Here is a 10,893-nt window from a genome sequence, read left to right as displayed (position 1 = left end):
CGGAACGTCGCGCGGTGACGGGCCGGACAGGCCGCGACCGCAGACCGGCCAGGCGCCGCGTCCCTGGGTCGCCAGCACGTTCTCGGCGATCGCGATCTGCTGCTCGCGGCTGGCCTGGTGTGCGACCGGGGCGTACTTGCCGCCGCCGTTGCTGCTCCAGGTGCTCGGCGAGAACTGCAGGCCGCCGTGGTAACCGTTGCCGGTGTTGATGCCCCAATTGTTGCCGGACTCGCATCGGGCGACGCGGTCCCATTCGTCATCGGTGGCTGCGGCCGCGTGCCCGGCGAGGGCCAGGCTGCCGCCACCGATCACGGCGCCGGTGAAGGCGATCTTGGCGATGTTGACGTTCGACTGGGTGGGCTTGCGATGCCGTCCACTCATACGGTGGTGAATTCCTCTCTGTCTACGCCTGCGAGGTCAGCGTCGGGTTCGGGCTATCGCACCGCCCGGCCGTGACGTACCGCGGTACGTCGTGTGGCTTCACCCCGAGGGCCGGCGATGGCCCCGGTCCGCTCGCGGCGGACCCTGTGGGTCCCCCGCCTCCATCCATCAGGTATTCGGGGTTTCCCCGCCCGCTGGATGGAGCTCGGCGCTACGAGAGGGGAAAAGGCGGATCGACCGGAAGACTTTCGATACACCCGGGGATGTACCGTAACGGGTCTTACGGGCAACGTCACGTTTAGGGCTCCGGGGTGTTTTCACTGCTGGTTCTTCTCAAAACACCAGGAAGCCGCGGCATTTGCGCAGGTCAGAGCGCCCGCTATCAAGCCGTTGTCGCTCTGTTATCGATTCGTTATGTGACGTAGATCATGTTTCAGTTCGGGCGAGCCGGCAGTGGTCATCCGCCCGCGAACGGGGGCAGGACGTCGATCGTCTCGCCTGGCTGCAGCGCTGCCGCGTGGTCTCGCACCGCGATCCCGTCGCGCAGGTAGGCGCATCGGTCCAGCACCGTCGCCAGCCGCTCGTTGCGGCCGGCGAGGGTCTCGGTGAGTTCGGCCACACCGGCCCCGGCGGGCACGCTGACGGTCTCGGAGTCGGTTCCCGCGGCCGCGCGCGCCGCGGCGAAGTAGCGGACCGTTACGGCGACTGCGGTGGTGTCGCTCACCTGATGGGTCATGAGTTCAGCCTCCTATTGCACTCATCGGCCGGTCCGGCTGGATGAAATCCGGATCGTTGATGCCGTGTCCGGCCTTCTTGGACCACATTGCGGCACGCCACGCCTGCTCGATGGCGTCGTCGTCGGAGCCGTCCCGCAGCAGCGCCCGCAGATCGGACTCCTCGGCGGCGAACAGGCAGTTGCGGATCTGCCCGTCGGCGGTGAGTCGGGTCCGGTCGCAGTCCCCGCAGAACGGGCGCGACACCGAGGCGATGATGCCGAAGCTGCCGGCCGGATTGTCCGGGCCCTCGTCGACCAGCCACACTTCGGCCGGCGCCGAACCGCGCGGTTTCGGATCCGGGCGCAACGCGAACTGCGCCTGCACCAGCTCCAGCAGCTGCTCGACACCGAGGCCGGCGTCGCGGCTCCAGTTGTGGTCGGCGTCCAGCGGCATCATCTCGATGACCCGCAGTTGGTAGCCGTGCTGCAGGCAGAAGCGCAGCAGGTTGACGATGTCCTCGCCGGTGATCTTGGGATCGAGCACGGCGTTGACCTTGATCGGGGCCATGCCGGCCTGCGCGGCGGCCGCCAGGCCGTCGAGCACATCGGGCAGCCGATCCCGCCGGGTGATCTCGGCGAAGTGGGCGCGGTCGACGGTGTCCAGTGACACGTTGATCCGGTCGAGCCCGGCGGCCACCAGGGCGCCGGCCCGTCGTGCCAGTCCCAGCCCGTTGGTGGTCAGTGCGATCTCGGGACGCGGCTGGAGGCCGGCGGCGGCGGCGATCACCCCTTCGAGGTGGCGGGCCAGCAGCGGCTCGCCGCCGGTGAACCGGATATCGGTGATGCCCAGCCGGGTGACGCCGATGCGCATCAGCCGGATCAGCTCATCGTCCTGCAGCAGGTGTTGGCTCGGAATCCAGTCCAGGCCTTCGGCCGGCATGCAGTAGGTGCAGCGCAGGTTGCACCGGTCGGTCAGGGATATCCGCAGGTCAGTGTGCACCCGGCCGAACGTGTCGACCAACGGCCCGGAGGTCGGCATCTGCTCGGCGATGGCCCGCTCCACCGCTGCGTGGAAGGCCTGCCGTGCGGCCTTCTTGTCCGCCGCACCGGCAGCGTCCACCTGCGGTGGTGGGGTCTGCCGACCCCGTTGCCTCAACGTCATATGCGTATCCGATTCGGTCGGCCGGCCGGAGAGCGTCCCAATCGCGGTCAAGGTCCGACGCACATCTTCTCCAGCGGCTCCCCCAGCTTACCGAGGAAACCGGGGTGCTCCGCGGGCCGCCATCCGAGTAGGATCACCAGGTGACGCGTCCTGCGAAGGCGGGACGCTTCATTTTTGTCCTCCCAGTACGTGATCAGTAAGACAGCAGGTGAGACCAGTGCCTACCGGCAAGGTGAAGTGGTACGACGCCGCGAAGGGCTTCGGCTTCTTGTCCCAGGAGGAAGGCGAGGACGTCTATGTTCGTGCCTCGGCTCTTCCGGACGGCGTGGAGGGTCTCAAGGCGGGCCAACGGGTGGAGTTCGGCGTCGCCGCCGGCCGTCGCGGACCGCAGGCGCTGACCGTCACGCTGATCGATCCGCCGCCGAGCCTGAGCCGCAACCGCCGGGAGGCGGCGCCGGCCGGGCACAAGCACAGCCCCGACGAGCTGCACGGCATGGTCGAGGACATGATCACCCTGCTCGAAGGCACCGTGCAGCCCGAACTGCGTAAGGGCAAATACCCCGACCGCAAGACCGCCCGGCAGATCTCTGAGGTGGTCAAGGCCGTGGCCCGCGAGCTCGACGCCTAGCCAAGGCCGGCACCGAGGTGTAACGGTCGGCCCGATCGGGGAACACCGGTTTGATAATCGCTCGACGACGAGCGCCGTCAAAACCGGGAGGTGCCCAATGGCACAACAGGTCACCGAGGAGCAAGCCAGGGCCGTCGCGGAGGAATCCCGCGAAAGTGGTTGGGATAAACCGTCCTTCGCCAAAGGGCTATTTTTGGGGCGCTTCCCGCTTGAGCTGATTCACCCGTTTCCCCGGCCGTCGGATGACGACGCCGCGCGCACCGAGGAATTCCTGGGCAGGCTGCGGGAGTTCCTCGAAACCGTCGATGCCGCCGTCATCGAACGTGACGCCCGGATTCCGGACGAATACGTCAAAGGTCTGGCCGAGCTCGGCTGTTTCGGGCTGAAGATCCCGGGCGAGTATGGCGGTCTGGGCATGTCGCAGGTCGCCTACAACCGGGCGCTGGTGATGGTGTCCAGTGTGCATCCCAGCCTGGGGGCGCTGCTGAGCGCGCACCAGTCGATCGGGGTGCCTGAGCCGCTCAAACTGGCCGGAACCGAGGAACAGAAGAAGAAGTTCCTGCCGCGCTGTGCGGCGGGGGCGATCTCGGCGTTTCTGCTCACCGAACCGGATGTGGGTTCGGATCCGGCGCGGCTGGCCTCGACCGCGACACCGATCGAGGACGGCGCCGCTTACGAACTGGAGGGCGTGAAGCTCTGGACCACCAACGGCGTCGTCGCCGACCTGTTGGTGGTGATGGCCCGGGTGCCCAAGGCCGACGGGCACCGCGGCGGGGTCAGCGCCTTCGTGGTGGAAGCCGACTCACCCGGGATCACCGTCGAACGCCGCAACGCGTTCATGGGGCTGCGGGGCATCGAGAACGGAGTGACCCGGCTGCATGCGGTACGGGTGCCCGCAGAGAACCTGATCGGGCGCGAGGGCGACGGCCTGAAGATCGCGTTGACCACCCTCAACGCCGGGCGGCTGGCGATCCCTGCGATGGCCACCGGATCGGCGAAGTGGTCGCTGAAGATCGCCCGGGAGTGGTCCCGGGAGCGGGTGCAGTGGGGCAAGCCGGTCGGCGAGCACGAGGCCGTGGCCAAGAAGATCGCGTTCATCGCCGCCACCGGTTACGCGCTGGAGGCGGTGTTGGAGTTGTCGGGTCAGATGGCCGACGAAGGCCGCAATGACATCCGGATCGAGGCCGCGCTGGCCAAGCTGTGGTCCAGCGAGATGGCCTGTGTCATCGCCGATGAGTTGCTGCAGATCCGCGGCGGCCGCGGTTATGAGACCGCGGAGTCACTGGCCGCCCGCGGGGAGCGTGCGGTACCGGTGGAACAACTGGTGCGCGACCTGCGGATCAACCGCATCTTCGAAGGCTCCAGTGAGATCATGCGGCTGCTGATCGCGCGCGAGGCGGTCGACCCGCACCTGAGCGCCGCCGGCGAGCTCGCGAATCCCAAAGCCGATCTGCGGCAAAAGGCTCAATCGGCCGCCGGAGCCAGCGGATTCTATTCGAAGTGGTTGCCGCAGTTGGTTTTCGGCGAAGGTCAGCGTCCCACTGGTTACCGCGAGTTCGGTCGGTTGGCGGCGCATCTGCGCTTTGTCGAACGGCACTCGCGCAAGCTGGCGCGCAATACGTTCTACGGCATGGCGCGCTGGCAGGCCGGCTTGGAGAAGAAGCAGGGCTTTTTGGGCCGCGTCGTCGACATCGGCGCGGAGCTGTTCGCGATGGCAGCGGTGTGCGTGCACGCAGAAGCGCAACGGATGGCTGATCCCGCCGAAGGGCAGCAGGCCTACCAGCTGGCCGACGCGTTCTGTCAGCAGTCGCGGCTGCGGGTCGAGGCGCTGTTCGCCGCGCTGTGGACCAACACCGACGACACCGACGCCGCGCTGGCCCGCGCAGTGCTCGAGGACCGCTATACCTGGCTGGAAGACGGCATTCTCGACCCCTCGGAGGGCACCGGGCCGTGGATCGCGCACTGGGAGCCGGGCGCCTCGGACGAGCCCGATCTGGCCCGGCGCTTCGCGGTCGGCTCTGCTGTGCAGCAAAGCTGAGGTCATCCTCGAAACCGGGCGCCGACGACCGGCCCCGTCGCGCCACCAAACCATTCCGCTTCGAAGGTCTCCGGGCTGAACCGGCCGATCTGCGTCACATCGGTGATCACCGACCACACCGTGCCCGCCGGGGCGTCCATCTGGACGGTTGCCGAGCCTCGCATTCCCCGAGCGTCGGCGGCGCGGGGCTGGCACGCTGGTGACCATGGCCTCCTATGTTGCTGCCGGTGGCGAATTCAACCGCGACACCGACTACATCACCACCCGGATCACCGCCGACGGCCGCGACGGGTACCCCGTCGAGTCGGGCCGCTACCGGCTGATCGTGGCGCGGGCCTGCCCGTGGGCCAATCGCACCATCATCGTGCGGCGGCTGCTCGGACTGGAAAGTGCCATCTCCATCGGGTTCTGCGGGCCCACGCACGATCAGCGCAGCTGGACGTTCGATCTTGACCCCGGCGGCGTCGACCCGGTGTTGCAGATCCCGCGGCTGGCCGATGCGTACTTCAAGCGGTTTCCGGACTACCCGAAGGGCATCACGGTGCCCGCGATCGTCGACGTGCCCACCGGAGCGGTGGTGACCAACGACTTCGCCCAGATCACGCTGGATTTCTCCACCGAGTGGACGGCCTATCATCGCGACGGTGCCCCACAGCTGTATCCCGCACCGCTGCGCGCCGAGATCGACGAGGTGTCCAAACGGATCTACACCGAGATCAACAATGGCGTCTACCGGTGCGGCTTCGCCGGCAGCCAGGAGGCCTACAGCGCCGCCTATGACCGGTTGTTCACCGCACTTGACTGGGTCAGCGAACGCCTGGCGGATCAGCGCTACCTGGTGGGCGACACCATCACCGAGGCCGACGTGCGGCTGTTCACCACCCTGGCGCGGTTCGATCCGGTCTATCACGGGCACTTCAAATGCAACCGGCAGAAGCTGTCCGAGATGCCGGTGCTGTGGGCCTACGCGCGAGACCTGTTCCAGACGCCCGGGTTCGGCGACACCATCGACTTCGTGCAGATCAAACAGCACTACTACATCGTGCATGCCGACATCAATCCCTCCGGGATCGTCCCCGACGGCCCGGACCTGGCGAATTGGCTGTCACCCCACGGCCGAGAAGCCCTGGGCGGCAGGCCATTCGGCGACGGGACCCCGCCGGGGCCGGTGCCGGACTCCGAGCGGGTGACCGCCGGGCACGGCGCTTAACCGGGCGCAGCGGGCCGCGCCGTCAATCCTGCCGTTGATCCCGCCACTGCAGCCCGACCGCCCATTCGGCGTGCGGCACCGCAAACTTCTCGTCGGTGTCACGATCGACGACCAGGGTGAGCAACTGCACCACCAGACCGCGTAGCGGTCCGCGGTGCGGGTCGACGGTGGGGATGGTGACCGCCAGGGTGCTGCCCGGCTGATACATCTTGCCGGTGGCGTCGGCCGGATCGTCGTAGAGCCGCAGCAGCCGCCACGGTGCCCGCCCGATGACCGTGTCGACCGACAGTTGCACCGGATTGCGTTCGTCGACCGCGAGCGTGCCCTGCGTCTCGGTCAGCACGCACTCGTTGAGGTCGAGCACATCGCAGAACATGTAGGGCCCGGCGTGGGTGACGCGCCCGTTGGAGTAGGCGCTGATCTGCGGCGGCGTCGGCTCGCCGCCGCGGGTGAACCACCAGGTGGCGAACCCGGCCAGCGCCGCCGTGGCCACCACCAGCACCGTCACCAACACGGTCGTCAGACGTTTCACCTGCTCATCACCCCTGTCTCAGCGAATCCCGGCGGGCGCCGCCCTGTTCGATCAGCACCGGACGGTTGCCCCCCAGGCCGGGGATCAACGAATCGCCGTGGAAGGAAAGGATGGTCTGGGCCAGGCCCGGGATCAGCAGTGCGGAAATCGCGGTGAAGCCCACCCACAGGTCGGTGTATACCAGCACCCCCAGCGCACCGCCGAGCACCCAGCACAGCTGCAGGGTGGACTCGGTGCGGCCGAACGCCGAGGCCCGCGACTCCTCGGGCAGATCGTCCTGCAGCGCGGCGTCCAGCGATGCCTTGGCCACCGCGCTGGCGCCGGAGGTGACCAGGGCGGCTACCGCCGCCATCACCAGGGTTCCGGCCACCGCGGCCGCCAGCGCGACAGCGGTCACCGCCATGGTGCAGCGCACCACCAGCACCGCGGGGCGGCCCAGTTGCAGCCGGGCGCTGGCGAAGTTGCCGGCGAAGTTACCCACCCCGGCGGCCGCGCCGATCAGCCCCAGAATGCCCAGCTGCACCCAGCCGTCGGCGTCGTGCTGCTTGGCCACGAAAGCCGGGTACAGGAACAGGAAACCGACCATGGCCTTGATGGTGCAGTTGCCCCACAGGGCGGCGATGATGTTGCGCCCCAGCGGTTGGCGCAGCGGCTGGCTCAGCGCCCCACCGGCTCGCCGGACCTGCTCCGGCCAGCTGCGAGGCCGTTCGTCGAGGCGGTAGCTCAAGGTGGTCGGAATCTCGCCGGTGGTCACCTCGACCCACCGCGGGATCCGCATGGACAGTGCCGCCCCGGCCACCGACACCGCGACGAGCACCAACAGCGCCCCCGGTAGCTGCAGTAGCCGGGTGAAGACGTACTCGGCACCCGCGGCGATGCCGCCGCCGACGATCGTTCCACCGAGCAGCCCGAACATCGTCAGCCGGGAATTGACTCGCACCAGATCGATCGATGGCGGCATCACTCGGGGTGTCACCGCACTGCGCAGCACCGTGAACGATTTCGACAGCACCATCATGGCCAGCGCACACGGGTAGAGCACCCAGGATCCGAAGGTGCCCGCGACGCCGTCGTAGTTACCGATGAGCACCAGGGCCAGGGCGGTGCGCAACCCGAAGGACATCGCGAGCGCCGCGCGCCTGCCGTGCTGCAGGCGGTCCAGCGCGGGACCGATCAGCGGCGCCACCACCGCGAACGGTGCGATCGTCACCAGGAGGTAGAGCGCCACCCTGCCCTTGCTCTCCCCGGCGGCCGCGGCGAAGAACAAGGTGTTGGCCAGCGCCACCGCCATCGCCGCGTCCACCGCGAAGTTGGCCACCACCGGCCACGTCAGCGCGGTCAGCCCGGATTTGTCGGCGCCGTCGGCGGTGGCGGCGCGTTGCACCAGCCCGTACATCCGAGACCCCATTTCGCGGCTCCGGGCCGCGGCGGCCCGGGTCACCGTGACGCGGTCGGCGGTACCGGGATCGTCGGACGGGCGCTGCCGGCGCGGCGCCTCGGTGGTGTCATGCAGCGGCGGCAGGTAGCGGTTGGCGCTGGGCATCGGGTTGCGCTGCCGTCGGCCACCGGCGCTGTCGCTGGGGTAATTGGCCATGCCGGGGTGCTCGCCGGCCGAGCCGCCGCGGTGCCCCCGGCCGGTGGCCGAAATCGGGCGGCGACGCCGGCCCGGGTCGGGGAGATCACGCCGCCGTGCAGACACACGTCGATTCTTCCCTATCATCGCCGCCCGGCCGCGCAGGCCGCGATCGTGCCTGCCTGTGGCTGAGCAGGCCGCGCTGCGGCAGTATAGGGGCGTAATTGAACGGAAGGACCCCCGTGACGTCTCCCGGCACAGATTCAGCCAGCGCGGCCATCGCGGTGCCCGCGGTGCTGGCCGCGGCCGTCGACGAGGCCCGCGCGGCCGTCGTCGAGTTCAGCGGCGCCGACACCGTCGGTGAGCACTTGGGCGTCGACTACGAGGACGCGACCGCCGCCACCCACCGGTTCGGCGCCGTGCTGCCCGGTTATCAGGGCTGGCAGTGGGCCGTCGTGGTGGCCGCCGTCCCGGGCGCAGCGCACTCCACGGTCAGCGAGGTGGTGCTGGTTCCGGGTCCCGGCGCGCTGTTGTCGCCGGAATGGGTGCCGTGGGATCAGCGGGTGCGCCCCGGTGACCTGGGTCCGGGAGATCTGCTGGCGCCGGCGGCCGACGATCCGCGACTGGTGCCGGGCTACACCTCCAGTGGCGATCCGGACCTCGACGAGGTGGCCGGCGAGCTCGGCCTGGGCCGGCGCTGGCTGTTGAGCCCGCTGGGTCGCGCCGAGGCGGCGCAACGCTGGCACGACGGCGACTACGGGCCGGATTCGGCGATGGCGCGGTCCACCAAGCGGGTCTGCCGAGACTGCGGCTTCTATCTGCCGCTTGCCGGTGTGCTCGGCACCGGGTTCGGGGTATGCGGCAATGAGATGTCCGCGGACGGCCGGGTCGTCGACAACGAGTACGGCTGCGGCGCCCACAGTGACACCCCGGCACCGGCGGGCACCGGCTCCCCGGTCCACGACCCCTACGACGACGGGGTGTTCGAGATCGTCGACGACGCCGAGGGTGCTGATGATGCCGAGGGTGCCGACGATGCCGAGGGTGCCGACGACGCCGAGGGTGCCGACGATGCCGAGGGTGCCGACGATGCCGAGGGTGCCGACGATGCTGAGGCCACCGCGGCCCCGCCCGCTGAGGCACCGGCCGAACCGGCCGACGCACCGGCCGAACCCGCCGAAGCCCCCGCCGAGACTGAAGTGGCGCGGAAACCGCTCGTCACCGAATCGGACGTCACCGAATCGGACGCCGCCGTCGAGACGGCTGCTGAACTCCCCGCTGGACCGGGGGAGCCGGAGGCTACCTAAGCCCACCGCTAGTGCTGCTACCTGAGTCGTGCGCGACGGTGCATTTCCTTGATTGCAGCCCAATTCACCTGTGGCCGCTGGAGTCCTCGCCTTGCCAGATAGCGGTTTCCCGCCGCGCGGTTAGTCCTGGCGGCCCGCCAGAACATGACCATCATGCGGGATGGTGGTGTGAAGGCGGAGCTGATGAAAGCCCAGTCGTCGCCGCGGCGTTCACCCCTAGCGAGGCCGATTGCCAACCAGTCCTTAACCGAAGTTGAACAGGTACTCGCCCGGAAGCACGAAGAGCATGTTGAAGGCCGTGTTGACTACCGCACCCGGTAGCCCGAGCGCGTAGTTGACGATGTCCTGCGGAATGCTGAACGCCTGACTGAACGCCATCCCGAAGTCGAGGTTGATCAGGCTGGTGATCAGGTTCTCGAAGTCGTTGAACAACGTTATGGGCAGGCTGATCACGCGGTTGAACAGTCCTACCGCGGCTGCCACCTCCGCGTTGAACAGGCCGACGATGTCGAACGCATCGGCGGAGCCGGGAACGTCGAGGGCATCGGCGGCCCCGGGCAGCACATTGAACACGTCGACATCACCGGGGACGTCGGATCCACCTGCAACGCTGGAGATGTCGAAAGGCGCGAGCCCGGCGAGGGCGTCGAAGCTGTCAACGACTGCGCTGGTGGCCAGCGCCACCTCGGTCGACACCGCGGACAGGGCGCGCGTGCTCATTTCGGGTGACGTGGCCACCGGGGTCAGACCGGCGGCCAGCAGCACCGCGGTGGCTGCGACGCCGCTCAGCATCCCAAGGCTGGAACTCGCGCTTCCCACCATGTCCGGGGCTCCCTCCAGTTTCGCCGGTGACGATGGACGTTACCCCACTTGCGGGGCGCTTCAGCGGTTTTCGGCGGCCGCCTTGATCCGCTGCAAGGAGGCGTTCATGCCGTCGAGCAACTCCTGCTCGAAGCTCTCGACCCCACCCATGAAGTTCTTGGTCGCAAACGTCGAGACCGCGGTGATCCCGTCGGGGGCGTGCCGGCTCTCGACCACCCGGGTGCCATTGGCGGTCGGCTCGAGTTCATAGCTCCATACGCTGTGGTTCTCGGTGACCCGGAAGGCCAGTTTGCGCTCCGGGACGTACTCGGTGATCACTGAGGTGGTAGGCCAGAACATTCGCCCGCGCCGATTGAAGTTGATCGTGCGGGTCCCCGGCCGCACCGCGCCCAGCGGTCTCATCCACCGGCACTGCGGGCTCCACTCCGGCATCCGCCGGAAGTCGGAGATCAAGTTCCAGACCTCGGTGACCGGCGCGTTGATGTCGATCTCAGCCTTGAGCAGCGGAGCTGCCATCTCATTCCT

The 10,893-nt window shown here is 68.5% G+C and carries 11 protein-coding genes and 1 pseudogene; 4 read left to right on the top strand and 8 right to left on the bottom strand.

What is annotated here, in order from left to right; translation table 11 throughout:
* The 3 genes from DQP56_RS02710 to moaA form a co-directional block, all read right to left on the bottom strand.
* On the bottom strand, window positions 1-381 hold a 381-nt coding region (locus DQP56_RS02710; RefSeq protein WP_165824879.1), incomplete at its 3' end, for a transglycosylase family protein.
* A 457-nt stretch (window positions 382-838) separates the two neighbouring features.
* Window positions 839-1,117: a MoaD/ThiS family protein gene (locus DQP56_RS02705; protein WP_112683457.1), complete on the bottom strand. Its 279-nt coding sequence runs from the start codon at window positions 1,115-1,117 to the stop codon at window positions 839-841.
* 4 nt (window positions 1,118-1,121) lie between these two features.
* Complete coding sequence (gene moaA, locus DQP56_RS02700; RefSeq protein ID WP_112683456.1) at window positions 1,122-2,258, bottom strand: GTP 3',8-cyclase MoaA; 1,137 nt, start codon at window positions 2,256-2,258, stop codon at window positions 1,122-1,124.
* A 217-nt stretch (window positions 2,259-2,475) separates the two neighbouring features.
* Between moaA and DQP56_RS02695 the strand changes: the two genes are divergently transcribed.
* On the top strand, window positions 2,476-2,886 hold the full coding sequence (locus tag DQP56_RS02695; protein WP_112683455.1) for a cold-shock protein: 411 nt from the start codon (window positions 2,476-2,478) through the stop codon (window positions 2,884-2,886).
* A gap of 97 nt (window positions 2,887-2,983) precedes the next feature.
* A complete protein-coding gene (locus DQP56_RS02690; RefSeq protein WP_112683454.1) occupies window positions 2,984-4,924 on the top strand; it encodes an acyl-CoA dehydrogenase family protein in 1,941 nt (646 codons plus the stop codon).
* Window positions 4,925-4,929: 5 nt separating this feature from the next.
* Here the strand turns inward: DQP56_RS02690 and DQP56_RS02685 are convergent.
* A pseudogene (locus DQP56_RS02685) lies at window positions 4,930-5,088 on the bottom strand (SRPBCC family protein); the annotation flags it as partial.
* Window positions 5,089-5,129: 41 nt separating this feature from the next.
* Between DQP56_RS02685 and DQP56_RS02680 the strand changes: the two are divergent.
* Complete coding sequence (locus tag DQP56_RS02680) at window positions 5,130-6,134, top strand: glutathione S-transferase family protein (RefSeq protein WP_112683453.1); 1,005 nt, start codon at window positions 5,130-5,132, stop codon at window positions 6,132-6,134.
* Between the two features lie 22 nt (window positions 6,135-6,156).
* Here the strand turns inward: DQP56_RS02680 and DQP56_RS02675 are convergent, their stop codons facing one another.
* Together DQP56_RS02675 and DQP56_RS02670 are read right to left on the bottom strand one after the other, a co-directional pair.
* Window positions 6,157-6,666, bottom strand: coding sequence for a DUF2771 domain-containing protein (locus tag DQP56_RS02675; protein ID WP_165824877.1), 510 nt, complete (start codon window positions 6,664-6,666; stop codon window positions 6,157-6,159).
* Between the two features lie 7 nt (window positions 6,667-6,673).
* Entirely contained in the window at window positions 6,674-8,260 is a 1,587-nt protein-coding gene (locus tag DQP56_RS02670) for an MFS transporter (RefSeq protein WP_112683452.1), read from the bottom strand.
* Window positions 8,261-8,481: 221 nt separating this feature from the next.
* On the opposite strand from DQP56_RS02670, the gene DQP56_RS02665 reads away from it, so the two are divergent.
* A complete protein-coding gene (locus DQP56_RS02665) occupies window positions 8,482-9,546 on the top strand; it encodes a DUF3027 domain-containing protein (protein ID WP_234825474.1) in 1,065 nt (354 codons plus the stop codon).
* A 243-nt stretch (window positions 9,547-9,789) separates the two neighbouring features.
* Here the strand turns inward: DQP56_RS02665 and DQP56_RS02660 are convergent, their stop codons facing one another.
* A complete protein-coding gene (locus DQP56_RS02660) occupies window positions 9,790-10,368 on the bottom strand; it encodes a hypothetical protein (RefSeq protein WP_133258883.1) in 579 nt (192 codons plus the stop codon).
* Window positions 10,369-10,428: 60 nt separating this feature from the next.
* Complete coding sequence (locus tag DQP56_RS02655) at window positions 10,429-10,884, bottom strand: SRPBCC family protein (RefSeq protein WP_112683450.1); 456 nt, start codon at window positions 10,882-10,884, stop codon at window positions 10,429-10,431.
* Window positions 10,885-10,893: the final 9 nt, after the last annotated feature.

Origin of the sequence: Mycolicibacter senuensis (assembly GCF_003284925.1) — a bacterium.
In the GTDB taxonomy this organism is placed as follows: Bacteria; Actinomycetota; Actinomycetes; order Mycobacteriales; family Mycobacteriaceae; genus Mycobacterium; species Mycobacterium algericum_A.
The sequence above is the reverse complement of the archived record's forward strand: the minus strand, read 5'-3'. Positions and strand labels throughout refer to the sequence as shown.

Bases quoted from the DNA above. Each gene is read 5' to 3' on its own strand.
- DQP56_RS02705 (WP_112683457.1), bottom strand. From the start codon at position 1,117: ATGACCCATCAGGTGAGCGACACCACCGCAGTCGCCGTAACGGTCCGC.
- moaA (WP_112683456.1), bottom strand. From the start codon at position 2,258: ATGACGTTGAGGCAACGGGGTCGGCAGACCCCACCACCGCAGGTGGAC.
- DQP56_RS02690 (WP_112683454.1), top strand. From the start codon at position 2,984: ATGGCACAACAGGTCACCGAGGAGCAAGCCAGGGCCGTCGCGGAGGAA.
- DQP56_RS02680 (WP_112683453.1), top strand. From the start codon at position 5,130: ATGGCCTCCTATGTTGCTGCCGGTGGCGAATTCAACCGCGACACCGAC.
- DQP56_RS02670 (WP_112683452.1), bottom strand. From the start codon at position 8,260: ATGGCCAATTACCCCAGCGACAGCGCCGGTGGCCGACGGCAGCGCAAC.
- DQP56_RS02660 (WP_133258883.1), bottom strand. From the start codon at position 10,368: ATGGTGGGAAGCGCGAGTTCCAGCCTTGGGATGCTGAGCGGCGTCGCA.
- DQP56_RS02655 (WP_112683450.1), bottom strand. From the start codon at position 10,884: ATGGCAGCTCCGCTGCTCAAGGCTGAGATCGACATCAACGCGCCGGTC.